16 protein-coding genes and 1 tRNA gene are annotated in these 16,036 nt (G+C 65.6%); 11 read left to right on the top strand and 6 right to left on the bottom strand.

Annotated elements, in window-relative coordinates; genetic code table 11:
* Positions 1-34 precede the first annotated feature (34 nt).
* Both PMI42_RS20195 and PMI42_RS20190 read right to left on the bottom strand, forming a co-directional pair.
* On the bottom strand, positions 35-856 hold the full coding sequence (locus PMI42_RS20195; RefSeq protein ID WP_008137468.1) for an SDR family NAD(P)-dependent oxidoreductase: 822 nt from the start codon (positions 854-856) through the stop codon (positions 35-37).
* 22 nt (positions 857-878) lie between these two features.
* The gene (locus PMI42_RS20190) at positions 879-1,712 is read right to left on the bottom strand and encodes a MurR/RpiR family transcriptional regulator (protein ID WP_008137466.1); all 834 of its coding nucleotides are present in this window, start codon (positions 1,710-1,712) and stop codon (positions 879-881) included.
* Between the two features lie 184 nt (positions 1,713-1,896).
* On the opposite strand from PMI42_RS20190, the gene PMI42_RS20185 reads away from it, so the two are divergent.
* The 7 genes from PMI42_RS20185 to PMI42_RS20155 all read left to right on the top strand — a co-directional run bounded on the left by PMI42_RS20185 (position 1,897) and on the right by PMI42_RS20155 (position 8,760).
* The gene (locus PMI42_RS20185; RefSeq protein WP_035966171.1) at positions 1,897-3,144 is read left to right on the top strand and encodes an ABC transporter substrate-binding protein; all 1,248 of its coding nucleotides are present in this window, start codon (positions 1,897-1,899) and stop codon (positions 3,142-3,144) included.
* A gap of 77 nt (positions 3,145-3,221) precedes the next feature.
* Positions 3,222-4,166 (top strand): branched-chain amino acid ABC transporter permease, encoded by a 945-nt coding sequence (locus PMI42_RS20180; RefSeq protein ID WP_063824609.1) that lies wholly within the window; start codon positions 3,222-3,224, stop codon positions 4,164-4,166.
* Positions 4,167-4,169: 3 nt separating this feature from the next.
* On the top strand, positions 4,170-5,213 hold the full coding sequence (locus tag PMI42_RS20175; protein WP_008137459.1) for a branched-chain amino acid ABC transporter permease: 1,044 nt from the start codon (positions 4,170-4,172) through the stop codon (positions 5,211-5,213).
* Positions 5,210-5,953 carry an ABC transporter ATP-binding protein gene (locus tag PMI42_RS20170; RefSeq protein ID WP_008137458.1) on the top strand — a complete coding sequence of 248 codons (744 nt, stop codon included), beginning with the start codon at positions 5,210-5,212 and terminating at the stop codon, positions 5,951-5,953. The genes PMI42_RS20175 and PMI42_RS20170 overlap by 4 nt, the downstream gene beginning before the upstream one ends.
* Positions 5,950-6,651 carry an ABC transporter ATP-binding protein gene (locus PMI42_RS20165; protein ID WP_008137455.1) on the top strand — a complete coding sequence of 234 codons (702 nt, stop codon included), beginning with the start codon at positions 5,950-5,952 and terminating at the stop codon, positions 6,649-6,651. Before PMI42_RS20170 ends, PMI42_RS20165 begins: the two co-directional genes overlap by 4 nt.
* Complete coding sequence (locus tag PMI42_RS20160; RefSeq protein WP_008137453.1) at positions 6,652-7,311, top strand: ATP-binding cassette domain-containing protein; 660 nt, start codon at positions 6,652-6,654, stop codon at positions 7,309-7,311. It begins immediately after the preceding gene.
* 12 nt (positions 7,312-7,323) lie between these two features.
* On the top strand, positions 7,324-8,760 hold the full coding sequence (locus PMI42_RS20155; protein ID WP_008137452.1) for an NAD-dependent succinate-semialdehyde dehydrogenase: 1,437 nt from the start codon (positions 7,324-7,326) through the stop codon (positions 8,758-8,760).
* 18 nt (positions 8,761-8,778) lie between these two features.
* On the opposite strand, the gene PMI42_RS20150 is transcribed toward PMI42_RS20155, so the two are convergent.
* The 3 genes from PMI42_RS20150 to PMI42_RS20140 form a co-directional block, all read right to left on the bottom strand.
* The gene (locus PMI42_RS20150; protein ID WP_008137450.1) at positions 8,779-10,122 is read right to left on the bottom strand and encodes a caspase family protein; all 1,344 of its coding nucleotides are present in this window, start codon (positions 10,120-10,122) and stop codon (positions 8,779-8,781) included.
* A 109-nt stretch (positions 10,123-10,231) separates the two neighbouring features.
* A complete protein-coding gene (locus PMI42_RS20145; protein WP_008137445.1) occupies positions 10,232-10,861 on the bottom strand; it encodes a glutathione binding-like protein in 630 nt (209 codons plus the stop codon).
* A 12-nt stretch (positions 10,862-10,873) separates the two neighbouring features.
* On the bottom strand, positions 10,874-11,467 hold the full coding sequence (locus PMI42_RS20140) for a cysteine hydrolase family protein (RefSeq protein WP_008137443.1): 594 nt from the start codon (positions 11,465-11,467) through the stop codon (positions 10,874-10,876).
* Between the two features lie 127 nt (positions 11,468-11,594).
* Between PMI42_RS20140 and PMI42_RS20135 the strand changes: the two genes are divergently transcribed.
* From PMI42_RS20135 to lepB, 4 genes are all read left to right on the top strand, one after another.
* The gene (locus PMI42_RS20135) at positions 11,595-12,428 is read left to right on the top strand and encodes a LysR family transcriptional regulator (protein ID WP_008137442.1); all 834 of its coding nucleotides are present in this window, start codon (positions 11,595-11,597) and stop codon (positions 12,426-12,428) included.
* 268 nt (positions 12,429-12,696) lie between these two features.
* Positions 12,697-12,761 (top strand) — tRNA-OTHER (locus PMI42_RS20125).
* Between the two features lie 334 nt (positions 12,762-13,095).
* Positions 13,096-14,247, top strand: coding sequence for a slipin family protein (locus tag PMI42_RS20120; protein ID WP_008137439.1), 1,152 nt, complete (start codon positions 13,096-13,098; stop codon positions 14,245-14,247).
* A gap of 152 nt (positions 14,248-14,399) precedes the next feature.
* Positions 14,400-15,146 (top strand): signal peptidase I, encoded by a 747-nt coding sequence (gene lepB, locus PMI42_RS20115; RefSeq protein ID WP_008137437.1) that lies wholly within the window; start codon positions 14,400-14,402, stop codon positions 15,144-15,146.
* A gap of 178 nt (positions 15,147-15,324) precedes the next feature.
* Here the strand turns inward: lepB and PMI42_RS40505 are convergent.
* A partial coding sequence (locus PMI42_RS40505; protein WP_008137435.1) for a TCP-1/cpn60 chaperonin family protein occupies positions 15,325-16,036 on the bottom strand: 712 nt, incomplete at its 5' end.

Here is a 16,036-nt window from a genome sequence, read left to right as displayed (position 1 = left end):
GGGCCGCTCTCGAGCGGCCCTTTTTGTTTTCGCCTCAGCCCGGCCAGGCCTGTCCGCCGCCGTCGATCCGCAGCACCTGGCCCGAGACGAAGGCGCCCATCGGACCGGCAAAGAACTCGACGACGCGCGCGACCTCGTCCACGGTCGCGATGCGGTCCAGCGTGCCGGTCGCGACCAACCTGTCGGGGTCCACTGCGCGGGTGCCGAGGAAGCGGCCGGTGCGGGTATCGCCGGGTGCGATGCAATTGACGGCGATGTCATAGGGGCGGAGTTGGTCGGCGAGGCACCGCGTGTAATGGGTGACGCCGGCCTTCGACACCGCATAGATTGCGCCCTGGGTGCGCCCCTTGAAGGCGGCGACCGAGCCGAGCGTGACGATGCGGCCGCGCTTCCGTTCCATCATGCCCTTCGCGACCGCCTGGCAGGTCAGGATGGTCGAGAGCAAATTCCGCTCCAGCACCGCGCGCACGTCGGCCTCCTTGATGTGCACCGCGTCGTTCGGATCGGGCTTGCCGCCCGCGGCCGCGATGTCGCCGCCGGCATTATGCACGAGGATGTCGATCGGCCCGAGCGCCGACTCGGTCTCGGCGATGACGCGCGCGATATCATTGCCCTTGGTGAGATCGCCGAGCACGCGCTGGCTGCGGACAGCGTATTGCTGGCCGATCTCCGCGGCCACCTCGGTGAGGGTGGTGCCTTCGCCATATTCCGCCGGCCCGTTCTCGCGCATGCCGTGGATCGCGACATCGGCACCGAGCGCGGCGAGCTTCTCCGCAAAGGCGCGGCCGAGCCCGCGGCCTGCGCCGGTCACCAGCGCGACCTTGCCTGCCAATACTTTCCCGTCATGTGCTGCCATGATCTTCTCCTGTTGTGAAAAATCAGTCCGCCGCGAGGTCGAGGCCGATCGCCATCGCCTGCACCAGGCACATCGGTGCGACCAGCGTGCGTAGTGCCGGCTCGGGCATGTCCTGGATCTCGAATACGACGCGTGCCCCTTCCACGATCGGGCTCAACAGGCTGTCGGTGATGGAGATCGTGGGCACGCCGCGCGCGACCAGTTCGGGAAACAGCCGCGCCGTATCCGGATAATAATTCCGGAAGCTGATCGCGACCAGCGCGTCCTCCCCAGTCGCCGCATGCGACTGCTCATGGATGCTGCCGCCGGTGCCGTCCAGCAGGACGACGCGACGGCCGAGCTTGCGCAGCACATAGGCGAGGTGGGTCGCAACTGGAAACGAGCCGCCGAGGCCGAGGAGATAGATGTCGCGCGCCTTGGCAAGGATCGCGGTTGCCGCGTCGAGCTCGCGCGCGTGCACGGACTGGCTCAGCGCGACCAGCGACGACTGCGCTTCCGCGACGAAGCGCGACAGCACCGCGGCGGGCTGCCGGCCGAGCACCGATTTCTCCTCGCTCTTCATGCGAGCGAGCCGCGCCTTGTAGCTTGGTGCGACGCCGGCAACGAGGCGAGAGCGGAACACCTGCTGCATCTCGGTGAAGCCGCCGAATCCGAGCGCATGGGCGAAGCGAACGATCGCCGACGGCGGCACGCCCGAGCGCTGCGCCACCTCAGCGACCGTGCCGAGCGCGACATCGGTCGGGTGATCGAGCACGAACTCCGCAATCTGCTGCAGGCGGCCGGACAGCGCCCGATGGCGCTGCGCAATGGCGCCGCGCAACTCGTCGTAGCTCATCGCGCCTTGTGCCTTGTTCATCGTCTCGGGTCTCCGGATCGGTCGCCTGTTTAACGGCATTTCACCGTTTGGATCAAATATTCCACTTTACATAACAAATGGAATGAATATTCTAATCGCACAAAAAAGCAAAAGATTTCGAAAACGGGAGGAAACGATGAGAGGGCGTCAGATCTCACGGCGGAGCGTTTTGAAGGGCAGCTTGATGGCGAGTGTCATCGGCGGCACCGGCAGCTTCTTCGGGCCGTGGAAAGAGAATCACGCGTGGGCGCAAGGTGCGGCCAAGCCGATCAAGCTCGGCCTGACCTGCGATGCCAGCGGTCAATACGGCAACAGCGGCCAGGACGATTTCCGCGGCATCAAGATGGCGATCGACGAGGTCAACGCCAAGGGCGGCGTGCTCGGCCGCCAGGTTACCTTCATCACCGCGGACACCGAGACAACGCCGGCCACCGGCAGCCGCGTCGCCGAACGCTTCATCACGCGTGAGGACTGCACCATCCTGATCGGCGCGCTGCATTCCGGCGTCGCCAACGCCATCACGCAGGTCGCCAGCAAATACGGCGTCATCTACATGAACACCAATTCCTCTGCGCCGAGCGAAGCCGGAGAAAACTGCTCACGCGTCAAATTCGTCTGGGACGGCAACGGCACCAATTTCTCCAAGGCGTCGGTCAAGAACGCCGTCGATTCCATCGGCAAGAACTGGATGCTGCTGACCAACGACTATGTCTGGGGCCACACCACGTCTGCCGCGACCAGGACGCAGGTCGAGGCTGCCGGCGGCAAGATCATCGACAATCTGCTGGTGCCCCAGAACACGCGCGACTTCACCGCCTATTTGCTGAAGATCCAGCAGGCAAAACCCGACGTGGTCGCGACCGCGATCGGCGGCGACGACATCAAGGCGCTGCGGGAGCAGGTGGCTCAGCTCAAGCTCGACGGAAAGCCGGCCTGGATCAACAACCAGCAGGACTGGCCTGACGTGTGGGGCGCGCCCGACAGCCTGTTCGGCGTGTTCGGCACCACCTGGTATCACAAGCTGCAGCTGCCCGGCGTCGCCGACTTCGTCAAGAAGTGGCAGGTCGCCAACAAGGACGGCCCGATCCCGGTGCCGGGCAACGTCTCCTACAACGGCTACATGTCGACGCGCGAATTGCTCCGTGCGATCGAGCGGGCAGGGTCGACCAACAACGTCAAGATCATCAAGGAGATCGAGAATCTCAAGGTCTCGGCGACCGACCGCATGCAGCATTTCGACGCCTACATGGACCCGGCGACGCACCAGATGCAGCAGACGATCTATCTGGCGCGGCGCAACGCCAAGCCGGCTGATAACACCGATCTGTTCGAGATCATCAGCTGGACCGAGCCGAAATCGGCCGCCGATGACGCCGCACCCGGCAAGTGCAAGCTCACGCCCTACGAGCAGGTGCCGACCGTCGACTCCTAGACGGTCCGTCACGTCGCAGAACGGCGGCGCGCAGGTCGCGCGCCGCGCGCCCGGACCATCCGCGTCCCGGGTGAGGCATGCCAGTTGCGAGAGCCAAGACCTTGTTCGACCTTCTTCCGCATCTCCTCAACGGCCTGACACTTGGCCTGTTGTTCGCACTGATCGCGCTCGGCTTCATGCTCATCGTCGGGCTGATGGAGCAGATCAATCTGGCGCATGGCTCCCTGTTCGCGCTGGGCGCCTATGTCGCGATGCAGCTCACCGGGCCGCGCCCGCCATTGCCGGCCGAGCTTGCAAAGGCATGGCTCGCGCTGCCGCTCGGCTGGCGCTACGCCGCAACGCTCGTGATCGCGCCCGTGATCGTCAGCCTCGTCGGCATGCTGATCGAGCTCTGCATGCGCCGCACCTACGGCAAGGATCCCCTGTACGGACTGCTCCTGACCTTTGGCGCCGCGATGGTGATCGAGGAGCTGATCCGTCTGGTCTGGGGCACGCGCGACTATGTGCTTCAGGTCCCGTCCGCCATCAATGGCGGCTTCCTGTTCGGCGACCTGATCTGGTCGACCTATCGCTTCTACGCGGCGGGTATCGCGGCCGGGATCATCGGCCTGGTCTGGCTTCTGATCGAGAAGACCTCGTTCGGCGCGACCGTCAAGGCCGGCGCCCATGACAGCGAGATCGTCCGTGCGCTCGGCATCAATTTGTCGCGCCTGCGGCTGCTGGTGTTCGTGTTCGGCACCATGCTGGCTGCGGTCGCCGGCATCATCGTCGCGCCGATCTGGGGCATTCGCCCGCATATGGGCGTCGACGCGGTCATCCCGGCATTCCTGGTGATCGTGCTCGGCGGCGTCGGCAGCTTCTGGGGCGCGGTCGTGGCCGGATTGCTGGTCGGACTCTGCGTCGGTCTTGCCGGTGCGTATGCGTCCGAATGGTCGCTGTTGTCGATGTACATCCTGCTCGTCGCCGTCGTGACGTTCCGCGCGCGCGGCCTGTGGGGCAAGAAGAGCGTGCTCGAGGCCTAGGGAATGATTGTGGGATCAAATTCGTCATCCGACGCCGCGCGCCTCGTCACGCCGACGATGCTGGTGCTCTGGCTCGTGCTTGCAACGGTGCCGCTCTGGATCACCAAGGTCGGGCTCTATCCCTATCTCGGGATCGAGATCCTGATCTGGTCGCTCTATGCGCTCGCGTTCAACCTGGTGCTGGGCACGGCCGGACTTCCCTCGTTCGGACACGGCGCCTATTTCGGCATCGGCGCCTATGCGTTCGGGCTCTGCCAGCTCGACATCGTCGCCAATCTGTGGATCTGCCTTGCCGCCGCGGCCGTGGTCGCCGGGCTTGCCGGCGTGCTGGTGGCGCTGTTCATCTCGCACCGGCGCGGTATCTACTATGCCTTCATGACGATCGCATTCGGCCAGATCTTCTGGACGCTGGCGATCAAGTCGCACCGGATCACCGGCGGCGAGGACGGGCTGCTCAAGATCAGGCGGTTGCCGGCCGATTTCGGGCTGGTGTCGTTCGATCTCACCGACAATGTCGCGTTCTATTATTTCGTGCTCGCGGTGTTCGCGGTCGGCACCGCCGGATTGTGGCGGCTGGTGCACTCGCCCTATGGCCGCGTGGTTGCCGCGATCCGGCAGAGCGAGGTTCGCGCCGCCCATCTCGGCTACAATGTATGGCTCTACAAGGCATCGGTGTTCGCGCTATCGGCCGCCATATCAGGCTTTGCCGGCGGATTGTTCGCGATGGCGCAGCTCGCCGCGTTCCCCGATGTGATGAGCCTGCATCAGTCCGGCTACGTCGTGATGATGACGCTGGTCGGCGGCGGGCTGGTCAGCTTCTGGGGCCCGGTGATCGGCGTGTTTCTCTTCCTCACCGCCCGCGACGTGATCGGCGCGCTGACCAACGCCTGGATGCTCTATTTTGGTCTGCTGTTCATTGCGATCGTGCTGTTTCGCCCAGAGGGCATTGCCGGCGCGCTCTCGGCCGCCGTGAAGCAGCATTCGCTCAACGCGCTGCGGCGCCGCGGCACGTCCGCAATGCGGTTGCTGGTGGGAGGCGGCCGATGAGCATGTTGGAGGCCGCGGGTGTCCATGTCCGCTTCGGCGATCGGGTCGTGCTGGAGAGCGTCGATCTTGCGGTAGCCGAGGGCGAGTTTCATGGCGTGATGGGCCCGAACGGCGCGGGCAAGACCACGTTCTTCAATGTGCTCACCGGCCGGGTGAAACCAAGCCGTGGCAAGATCCGGCTTGGCGGCGAGGATGTCACGGGCCTCAGCCCGCACCGCATCGCCGCCAAGGGCATCGCGCGCTCGTTCCAGATCATGACGCTGTTCGACGAATTCTCCGCCCGCGACAACGTCATGATGGGCCTGCCGGAGTTTCGCGCGCGCGGCCTCGATATCGCGCGTGCCGCGGCCGGGGACCGCAGGTTCGCGGAGCAGGCCTCCGAGGCGCTTGTGGCGGTTGGTCTTGCCGACAGGGGCGGTATCCGTGCCAAGGATCTCTCCTACGGCGACCGCCGCGCACTGGAGATCGCGGTGGCATTGGCGCAGGCGCCGCGCGTGCTGTGCCTGGACGAGCCGACCTCCGGCCTTGGCTCCGACGGCGTGCAGCGGCTCGCGACGCTGGTCGCACGGCTGAAAGGCAAGCTGACCATCGTCGCCATCGAGCACGACATGGAATTCCTGTTCTCGCTGGCGGACCGCATCTCGGTGATCCATTGGGGCCAGGTGGTCGCGCGCGGCACGCCGCACGAGCTCCAGCAGAACGAATGGGTGCGCCGCTCCAATCTCGGGAAATTCGCATGATCCTCGAAGTGGACGGCGTCGATACGTTCTATGGCGAGACGCAGGCCCTGTTCGGCGCCTCGCTCGCGATTGAGCACGCCAAGGTGTTTGCGCTGCTCGGCCCCAACGGGGCCGGCAAGACCACCATGCTCCGTTCGATTCTCGGGCTGACCCGGCCGCGCCGCGGCGCAGTTCGTTTCGACGGGCACGACGTCACGCGCAGTCCGACCCACGAGGTCGCCCGCGCCGGCATCGGCTGGGTGCCCGACGACCGGCGGCTGTGCCCGACCTTGTCGGTGGCACGCAATTTGTCGATCGCGCAAAAGCGCACGCGTTTTCGCAACTGGAGCGTCAAGGAGGCTGCCGCGATCTTCTCGCCGCTGGAATATCTCATGGAGCGAGACTGCGAGAATTTGTCGGGCGGCGAAATGCAGATGGTCGCCATTGCGCGCGCGCTGGTCGGCTCGCCGGGCCTGGTGCTGTTCGACGAGCCGAGCCAGGGTCTTGCGCCGAAGATCGTCGGCGATGTGCTCGCCACCATTCTGCGCATGAAGGAGGAGGGGATCGCCTCGCTGGTCGTGGAGCAGAATGCCGAGATCGCGCTGTCGGTGGCAGACCATGCCGCGGTAATCGATCGCGGCCGGATCGTCTGGACCGGCGAAGCCGCAACCTTGCGCGACGACCGTGCCCTTCGTCAGCGTTTGCTGGGAGTACAATAAGTGGCCGCACCGCTGCTCGTTCTTGACGACGTCCGCAAGGTCTACACGCGCGGCCGCATCGTCCGCCGCCCGACATTCACGCTTCAGGCCAATTTGTCGCTAGACGAGCCCGGCATCGTCGGCGTGGTCGGCCCGAACGGCGCCGGCAAGACGACCCTGTTCGAGATGATGACCGGCTCCAACGCGCCGACCTCGGGGCGGGTGCTGGTGGCGGGCACCGATATCCACGGCGTCAAATATCGCGAGCGCGACCGGCTCGCGATCCACTATCACCAGTCCTATCAGGTCCGGCGCTTCCGCAAGCGCGTTCCGTCCGCCTTGCTGGCGCCGTCACCCACCAGGACGCCGCTGGTTCATCTGTTCGACGAGCCGCAGTTCAACCTGCAGGACGGCTATATCGGCTTCATGCTCGATTTTTTCCGCAAGCTGCGCGACGAGGGCAGGCTGGTGATCCTCTGCATGCATCCGACAGCCGGCTGGCACCTCGACATCCTCGCCGAGATCGCCGGACGCTTCCTGTTCGTGGCCGGCGGCGGCGTCACGCCCATGGCGGATTTCGGCGCGCTCGTCGCCGATCCGCGCTGCCGCGCCTACCTCGGACCCGACATGACTAAGGCGGCCGACGCGATTTGTCGCGGCGCCGTTCAAAGTTCGACCTGAAAGGAGAATCCCTTGGCCTATTCCAACACCCAGCTTTTCATTGCCGGCAAGTGGCGCCCGGCCCAGTCGGGCAACATGATCGAGGTCCGCAATCCCGCGACCGAGGAGGTGATCGGCACCGTCGCCCATGCCGGCCAGTCCGATCTCGACGAGGCGCTTGCTGCCGCTGCCGCCGGCTTCAAGGTCTGGCGCAACGTTGCGCCGTTCGAGCGTTGCAAGATCATGCGCAAGGCCGCCGCGATCATGCGCGAGCGCAATGATGAGATCGCGCCGCTGCTGACCATGGAGCAGGGCAAGACGCTCGGTGAAGCGAAGATGGAGGCGATGGCCGCCGCCGACGTGATCGAGTGGTTCGCGGAGGAATCCAAGCGCGCCTATGGCCGGTTGATCCCTGCGCGCGGGCCCGGCATCTACCAGATGGCGATGAAGGAGCCGGTCGGCCCGGTTGCCGCGTTCACGCCCTGGAATTTCCCGATCAATCAGGTCGTCCGCAAGCTCTCCGCCGCGCTCGCCGCCGGCTGCTCGATCATCGTCAAGGCGCCGGAGGAGACGCCGGCCTCGCCCGCGCAGTTGATCCGTGCGTTTGCCGACGCCGGCGTGCCCGATGGCGTGATCAACCTCGTCTATGGCGTGCCGTCGGAGATCTCCGAATATCTGATCCCGCATCGGGTGATCCGGAAAATTTCCTTTACCGGCTCGACCCATGTCGGCAAGCAGCTCAACGCGCTCGCGGGCCTGCACATGAAGCGCGCCACCATGGAGCTGGGCGGTCATGCGCCGGCGATCGTGTTCAAGGACGCCGATGTGACGTCGGCCGCGAAGATCTTGGCGGCTGCAAAATATCGCAATGCCGGACAGGTCTGCATCTCGCCGACGCGGATGCTGGTGCAGGACGAGGTGTTCCGGGAATTCGTGGACCGGTTCGTCGATGTCGCGACGACGTTCAAGGTCGGCAACGGGCTCGATCCCGATTCAAAAATGGGCTCGCTTGCCAACCCGCGCCGCGTCACTGCCATTGAAGGCATGGTGCAGGATGCCGTCGCCAAGGGCGCGAAGCTCGAGACCGGGGGCAAACGCGTTGGCAACAAGGGCCATTTCTTCGAGCCGACGGTGGTGAGCGACGTGCCGAAGGATGCACGCGCGATGAACGAGGAGCCGTTCGGCCCGCTCGCGCTGATCTCGCGCTTCTCGTCGTTCGACGAGGTTGTGGAGGAGGCCAATCGGCTGCCGTATGGGCTGGCATCCTACGCCTTCACCAGCTCGTCCAAGACTGCGGCTGCGGTCGGCGCGGCGGTCGAGGCCGGCATGATGTCGATCAACAGCTTTGGTCTGGCGCTGCCGGAAGTCCCGTTCGGCGGCATCAAGGATTCCGGCTACGGCTCTGAAGGCGGCACCGAGGCGATGGAAGGCTATTTCAACACCAAGTTCATCAGCCAGACCGGCGTGTGACCGCCCGGCGATGCGCGGCTAGCGTTTGACGAAAACCAGGCTGCAGGCGCGCGCCTCGTTGCGCTTGCCGCTGCCGCGGCTGTGATCGAACTGCGCATCGACGGTGAAGGCGTAAGGCGAGCCGGGTGGCAGGTTGTTGAGGGTGTATGTGCTCGCTCCCGTCGTGCCGCGCGCACTCAACGTCGTCTTGCCGTCCGCGGGTATCTGGCCGTCGATCTCCAGCCGGTTGACGCCGTCCTTGTTCTGAGCCTCGGCGTGGAATACGCCGTTCGTCACGGTAGCTGCCAGGGGCCTGGTGAAGCCCTGCGCCTTGCCTGTTGCCGCGCAGTTCAGCGTCACGTCCCAGTTGCCGTCGAAATCCTTGCTGCCGCTGGTTCTGGGGGGGCTGGCAGGCGCCAGCGCCACCTTCTTCAGCCCGTCAAGTCGCGCCCTGGCGAGGCTGGCGAAGCTGCAACTCGAAAATCGCGCCAGATGATCCTCAAAGGCGCTGGCCGTGCCGATGCCGTCGGCGGCCTTCCAGTGCGCCTCTGCGGATGCGCATGGATCTGGCCGCGGCGCAGTTGGCGCGGCCGCCGGCGCCACCGTGACCGACACGGGCCCGTTCAGATAAAACTTGCCGATGATCGAGAGCGACAGCTCCGGCAGCTGGCTCTTGCCGCTGGCGTCATAGACGTCGCTGCTGATGTCGCGAAACACGTCGCCGATTTCCTGCGGCTCCTCGATGTGCTTCAGAAACGCGGTGGTGTAGGGGCTGTTGCGGCCGGTGCCATCGGCGGCGACCTGGCCTGATTGCGTCGAGAATGACACGATGGTGCCGCGCGGTGCCTCGACCTTTGACAAGCCCCGTCCGACCGAGGCGGCGCGCGTCGCGGAACGCTTGAGCATGTCGGCCAGCGGATTGTCGCGGCAGGAATCCAGCACGAGAATGCGCAGGTTCTTGGCCTGCTGCAAATCGTTCACGATGTCGTCGACCCGCACGAAGCGCTTGAGGTCCGCCTCATCCGTGAGCATGGCGTCGACGGGCATCAGGTAGTTGACGCCGTTGTACTGCATCGCATGGCCGCTGTAATAGAACAGCGCGACATCGGCCCGGCTCGCGGCGCGCGCGAAGCGGATGGTCAGGTCCTGCATGTCGGCCTGGCGCAGGTCGATGCCCTGAAACACCTCGAAGCCGCTGCGCCTGAGCGAGGCCGCGACATCCTCGGCATCGTGCGACGGATTGGGAAGCTGCGCCGTAGAGACATAGGCGCCGTTGCCGATCACCAGCGCGACCCGCGTGTCCGCCGCTGCGGCGGCAAGGCTCAGCAAGAGGGCGGGGAGGGCCAGGAACAATCGAGACAAAATTCCAGAAGGAGCGCGCATGAATGCCTTCCAGGGAAATATCGAAAAATATCCCCCAGATTAGCGCATGTCGCGCCGGCATCAATGGCCTCGCCATGGAACCGCCGGGCCGGGCGGCCGTGACATCCTGTCACGCCGCCAAGGTCTTACGTAACGCGAGTTCGATGGCGATGGCTTCCCGCACCTTGGGCCGTGCCTGCATGCGCTCGAGATAGGCCGACAGCGGTGGCCATTGCGCGATGTCGACGCCTGCGGGACGGAGCAGCAGCAGGGCCCAGGCGAGATGCGCATCCGCGACGGTGAAGCTGTTGCCGACCAGGAATTCGCGGTCCGCCAGATGCGCCGATGGCACCGCCAATGTCTGAGCGATCCGTGCACGCGGCTTGGCGAGCGAGCCGTCGTCCTGGTACCAGAAGGTCGGGAACAGGAACGCCTTGTGGATCTCGTTGCCGATGAAGCTCAGCCATTCCTGCAAGCGATAGCGATCGGGGTCGCCGAAGCGCGGCGCAAGGCCCGCCTCCGGCTTTGCATCGGCGATGTATTGCAGCACTGCTGCGCTCTCGGTCAGCCGTTCGCCGTTCTCCAGCACCAGGACCGGCACCGCGCCCATTGGCGAAACGCCGCGAAAATCGCTGTCGTCGTCCGCAATCGCCTTGGTCCGGAGATGCACCAGGTGATAGCGCGCATCGAGGCCCGCTTCCATCAGCGCGATGCGGCTCGCAAGCGAGCAGGCCATCGGCGAGAAATAGAGTTGCAGCATCGTCTCGCTCCGTCAGTTCAGCGCATCGCCGCGCGCGATGATCGCGAAGCGGTCGGATAGCTCTGCGAGTGCAACTTCGTGGATGGTCCGGGCATCCAGCGTGCCGCCGCGGCCGTCGGGCAGGTCGCGCGTGGCGCAGGCATCGGCGTCGACAGTCGTGCGAAAGCCGAGGTCAAGCGCGGCGCGCGCCGTGGAGCTGACGCACATATGGGTCATGAAGCCGGCGAGCACGAGGTTCTTCCTGTCGGTTGCGGCAAGGCGCGCCTGCAAATCGGTGCTGGCAAACGCATTCGGCAACTCCTTCTCGATCACCAGCTCGCCGGCGCGGGGCTTAAGCTCGGCGACGATGGCGCCGCGCTCGGTGCCGCGATCGAACAGGCCGCCGGCCTTGCCGCGATGGGCGATATGGATGATCGCGGCTCCGCTGTCGCGGGCCCGTGCCAGCAGCGCGGCCGCCCGGGCTATGGCGGGCCGGGCGTCGGGCAAAGCGAGAGGACCTGCGAGATATTCGTTCTGGATGTCGATCAGCACCAGCGCGGCATCGCCGAGGCGCGGCGGGGTGAGATCAGCACCGGCGAGCTGCAGCAGGGTCTTTGCGGTCGTCATGGTCTTGGACATCTCCGGGCAAGAGGTGCCGCAAACATAGCCCCGGGAGTGCCTGCCGATATGCAGGGATATTGCAGCGGGTGGCTGCAATATTGCAGGCATCTGCCGGCCGGTGTAACCTCACGCCATGAACTGGGACGATCTGCGCATTATCGCCGCGGTCAGGGACGAGGGTACCTATGCCGGCGCCAGCGCGCGGCTGCGCATCGACGAGACCACGGTCGGGCGCAGGCTGTCGCGCATCGAGCGTTCGCTCGGCTTGCGTCTGTTCGAGGCCGCCGACGGCGTGCGCAGGCCGACGCGGAGCTGCGAGGCGGTGCTGGCGCATGTCGAGGCCATGGCCGCGCATGCCGCCGAGATCGGTCGCCTCAGCGAGAGTCTTGAAGGTCCGGTGGGACGGCTGCGCATCGCCTCGACCAACACGGTCGCCGAGGAGGTGCTGTCGCCGCGCGCGAGCGATTTCCTGCGCGCCCATCCCGGCCTGACGCTGCAATTCCTCACCTCGAGCGAGAACGTCAGGTTCTCGCGCTGGGAGGCCGATCTCGCCATCCGCCTGCGCAAGCCCGACAAGGGCGACTTCGCGATCACCAGGCTCGGCGACATCAAGCTCTATTATTTCGAGCCCGTTGCGACCGAGGGCGAGCCGATGCTGTGCGCCTATCCGGACGAGCTCGGTGCCATTCCCGAGATGCAATTCCTGCGCGCGAAGAAGACCCGCGCGCGCTGCGTCACCGACAACGTTCGCGTCATCCGCAGCCTGATCCGCGCGCATCGGGCCGCCGGCGTGTTGCCGGAGCATCTCTGCGCCGACCTGCTCGGCGACCGCCGCCTGCGCGCCGCGTTGCTGCCGAAGCGGCGCGACGCCTGGCTGCTGGTGCAAAACCACCTCAAGCGCGACGCCGCAACGCGCGTGACGATCGACTGGGTGAGGGCGTGTTTCCAGGAGATGTCGCGGGGTTGAGGTGATGCCGCGGTGTGACGATCGCGTCACAGCGCATGACGCGTGACCAAGAATCCCAACTTTCCCCCTTGCAACCCGAACGTGCTTCGTCTATTAGCCCGCTCCTTCGCTAGGCCATGTGTCCGGGCTCTCTGAGATCCCGGCTGGCGCGGATCGCTCTGCGATGTCGTGTTCCGCCGAATGAAGGCAAAAGCAGGATGTAGCTCATGGAGAGCGTCGGGGTGAAACCCAAAGGCATCGGTTCGATTCCGGTCTCTTGTCCCACAAAGGATAGCTCAGTTGGGTAGAGCAGGTGACGTCAATCATCGGGTCGCGGGTTCGAATCCCGCTCCATCGCTCCGGGTCAGCCTGAAAAACTGACACCTCTGACGAGGACCGGACGCGCGCTTCAGTCGCAGTCCGGCCGTTCTGCCGCAAGGCTTTCCGTCCGAACCCAGACACCGTGAGACCGGCTTTGCGCCGCGGGTCGATACCGCTTGCGCCGATGCCGGGTGGCTCCGCATGACCGCTCGACACGCGTCGGGCGATCGCGCGCGTGCGCCCGTCATCGCGCAAGCTCAAGCCCCGGCCCGTCGATGTCATGGGAAGCGTCGTCCGCGTCCTCACATCCTTTGCAGACGAAACCTGTTGCCCGGCATCCGCCGGGCGCAAACGAAGGAGGCGTGCCATGACCTGGCATTTGCTGAAGACCACTGTCACCGTCAAGGACGGTGAGCGCGCGCTACTCACGCGAAACGGCCAGCTCGAGCGCGTGCTCGCGCCTGGGCGCCATCGCCTGTTCGATCTGCGCAACGAGCTGACGGCCACCGTGTACGACGTCGTGGGGACCGAATTCCCCGCCGATCGCTACGCGGTGCTGAAGGCCGCGCGGCCTGATCTGGCTGCCGAGCTGTTCGAGGCGGTCGAGACCGGCGCGGACGAGATCGCGATCGTCAGCCTCGACGGCCGGCCCGTGCATCTGATGACGCCCTGGCAGGTCCGCGTCTACTGGAAGGTCGCGACCCGCATCGATGTCGAGCGCATCGATGTGTCCGCCGATCCCAAGGTCGGCGCGCGGCATCTGGCCATGATCGAGCGCAACCGCTCGGCCGTGACGTCGGAGACGGTGGTCGAGAACCACGAGGCGGGTCTGCTCTACGTCGAGGGCCGGCTCGTGGAGCGGCTCGCGCCCGGCCGGCACGCCTTCTGGACCGTCGGCCGCAAGATCGAGGTCAAGCGCCTCGACCTGCGGCCCCAGGCGGTAGAGATCACCGCGCAGGAGATGCTGACCAGGGATCGCATCGCGCTGCGGGTGACGCTGACGGCGTTCCGTAAGGTCGTCGATCCCGAGCGCACGGTTGCGACCGTGCCCGACGTGGATGCGTGGCTGTACCGCCTGGTGCAGTTCGCGATCCGCGAGGCGGTCGCCGGCCGGACGCTGGACGAGGTGCTGTCTGCGAAGGCGGCGCTGGATGCGGAGCTGCGCGACTATGTGCGGGCACGCGTCGCGGAGTCCGGCGTGGAGGTGACCGAGCTCGGCGTCAAGGACGTGATCCTGCCCGGCGAGATCCGGGAGCTGGTGAACAAGGTGGTGGAGGCGGAGCGGGTCGCGAAGGCGAACCTGATCCGCCGGCAGGAGGAGACCGCGGCAACGCGTTCGCTCCTGAACACCGCCCGCCTGATGGAGGAGAGCCCCCTGCTGCTGCGGCTCAAGGAGCTGGAGTCGCTGGAGCGGCTGGTCGAGAAGGTCGGCCGCATCGACCTTCATGCCTCCAACGGCGAGGGCCTCGATGCCCTCCTGACCCGGCTCGTGCGCCTCAAGGCGCCCGAGAGCGCGTGAAACGGAAGGGCCGCCCACGGGCGGCCCTTCACATGCCCGTCACGGTGAACGCGTGCGTGCGCCCGTGCGACCAAAAAGCCGAGAGGGGATTGCGCGCGCGCAAAGGTTGCGTAATCTTGCGATGACGATCACGGTTTCGATCAGGCAGGCGCATGACCACTCTTGAGCAAACGATCCGCCCCTCGGCGCAATCGCGGGAATGGAAGGCGATCGTCATCCTCATCCTGCTGGTCCCGGTACTGTGGTCGCCGCCGTTCCTGGTCCGCTTCTTTCTGTATCAGCCGTTCAACATCCCCTCGAACTCGATGGTGCCGACGCTGATGGTCGGCGACTACGTCTTCGCCGCGAAATATGCCTATGGCTACGACCGCTATGCGGTGCCTGCCGCGCCGTCCTTTTTGTCGGGCCGCATCTTCGCCGCCGATCCCGACCCCGGCGACGTCGTCGTGTTCCGTTTGCCGAAGGACGACACGGTCGATTACGTCAAGCGTGTCGTGGCTCTGCCCGGCGACCGGGTCCAGATGCGCAACGGCCAGCTCATCCTCAACGACAGGCCGGTGACCCGCGTCGCGCTTGCCAGCGTGGCGGGCGGGGATGTTTGCGGGGCCGACGACGGCGCCAAGATCAAGCGCTGGCGCGAGACGCTGCCGAACGGGGCGAGCTACATCACGTATGACTGCATCGATAACGGCTACGTGGACAACACCAATGTCTACACCGTGCCGCCGGGCCATTTCTTCGTGCTCGGCGACAACCGCGACAACTCGACCGACAGCCGCTTCATGTCGCAGATGGGCTTCATCCCGATGGACCATCTGGTCGGCAAGGTGACGCGGATCTTCTGGTCGCTCGACCGAAACGGCCGGCTGCGCGCCGAGCGGATGGGGAAGGTGTGGTGAGGCGGCAGCGTTCACTTGTAGCCCGGATGGAGCGCAGCGAAATCCGGGACGACTGCCCGCGATGGAGCGACTTTCCCGGATTGCGCTGCGCTCCATCCGGGCTACGACGGGAGCGTACCCCAAAACAAAAACCCCGGCATCGCTGCCGGGGTTTCGTAGTCCTTGAGGTGGTTGGACCTTAGAAGTCCATGCCGCCCATGCCGCCGCCCGGGGGCATGGCCGGACCGGCGCCGCCCTTCTTGGGCAGCTCGGCGACCATGGCTTCCGTGGTGATCAGCAGGGCCGCAACCGAGGCTGCGTTCTGGATCGCGGCGCGGACCACCTTGGTGGGGTCGATGATGCCCTTTCCGACGAGGTCGGCATATTCGCCGGTCTGGGAGTCGAAGCCGTAGGCGTAGGACTTGCTCTCCAGAATCTTGCCGACGATCACCGAGCCGTCTTCTCCCGCGTTCATCGCAATCTGGCGCGCCGGCTCTGCCAGAGCCCGCATTACGATGTCGAAGCCGGCCCTCACGTCGGCACTATACGGGCCGGATCTGCGTCGCGGTGCGCGCTTGCGTTCGGATTGCCGCGCCTTTCGAAAGTTCAGAATCATGTCCGTCAGCAGGTCGATCAATTCGGATTCGAGTGTCGCCGGAAGTTTCAATTGATGGATATGGTGAAAGAAGAAGTCCGGATAGATGAACGGGCTGTCGGATTTCAGCAACTGCTCGATCGAATCGAATATCTCGAGCAAGAGGTTGTTGTTCAGCAGGGACTGCTTGCGAAGCAGCTTTCCAAGCTCGTGCTTGCTCGACATCGCTGCGTCAGACAGGCTTTCCGGCTCTTCTTGCTCGCCGTCCAGGTTGCGGATCACGGCCTGTCGCGCCCGGAGCAGGGCGACGCCGCCG

The sequence above is a fragment of the Bradyrhizobium sp. YR681 genome (genome assembly GCF_000282615.1).
In the GTDB taxonomy this organism is placed as follows: Bacteria; Pseudomonadota; Alphaproteobacteria; order Rhizobiales; family Xanthobacteraceae; genus Bradyrhizobium.
The sequence above is the reverse complement of the archived record's forward strand: the minus strand, read 5'-3'. Positions and strand labels throughout refer to the sequence as shown.

Excerpts from the sequence above, each read along its gene's own strand:
- PMI42_RS20195 (WP_008137468.1), bottom strand. The coding sequence starts at position 856 with ATGGCAGCACATGACGGGAAAGTATTGGCAGGCAAGGTCGCGCTGGTG.
- PMI42_RS20190 (WP_008137466.1), bottom strand. The coding sequence starts at position 1,712 with ATGAACAAGGCACAAGGCGCGATGAGCTACGACGAGTTGCGCGGCGCC.
- PMI42_RS20185 (WP_035966171.1), top strand. The coding sequence starts at position 1,897 with ATGGCGAGTGTCATCGGCGGCACCGGCAGCTTCTTCGGGCCGTGGAAA.
- PMI42_RS20180 (WP_063824609.1), top strand. The coding sequence starts at position 3,222 with ATGCCAGTTGCGAGAGCCAAGACCTTGTTCGACCTTCTTCCGCATCTC.
- PMI42_RS20175 (WP_008137459.1), top strand. The coding sequence starts at position 4,170 with ATGATTGTGGGATCAAATTCGTCATCCGACGCCGCGCGCCTCGTCACG.
- PMI42_RS20170 (WP_008137458.1), top strand. The coding sequence starts at position 5,210 with ATGAGCATGTTGGAGGCCGCGGGTGTCCATGTCCGCTTCGGCGATCGG.
- PMI42_RS20165 (WP_008137455.1), top strand. The coding sequence starts at position 5,950 with ATGATCCTCGAAGTGGACGGCGTCGATACGTTCTATGGCGAGACGCAG.
- PMI42_RS20150 (WP_008137450.1), bottom strand. The coding sequence starts at position 10,122 with ATGCGCGCTCCTTCTGGAATTTTGTCTCGATTGTTCCTGGCCCTCCCC.
- PMI42_RS20145 (WP_008137445.1), bottom strand. The coding sequence starts at position 10,861 with ATGCTGCAACTCTATTTCTCGCCGATGGCCTGCTCGCTTGCGAGCCGC.
- PMI42_RS20140 (WP_008137443.1), bottom strand. The coding sequence starts at position 11,467 with ATGACGACCGCAAAGACCCTGCTGCAGCTCGCCGGTGCTGATCTCACC.
- PMI42_RS20135 (WP_008137442.1), top strand. The coding sequence starts at position 11,595 with ATGAACTGGGACGATCTGCGCATTATCGCCGCGGTCAGGGACGAGGGT.
- PMI42_RS20120 (WP_008137439.1), top strand. The coding sequence starts at position 13,096 with ATGACCTGGCATTTGCTGAAGACCACTGTCACCGTCAAGGACGGTGAG.
- lepB (WP_008137437.1), top strand. The coding sequence starts at position 14,400 with ATGACCACTCTTGAGCAAACGATCCGCCCCTCGGCGCAATCGCGGGAA.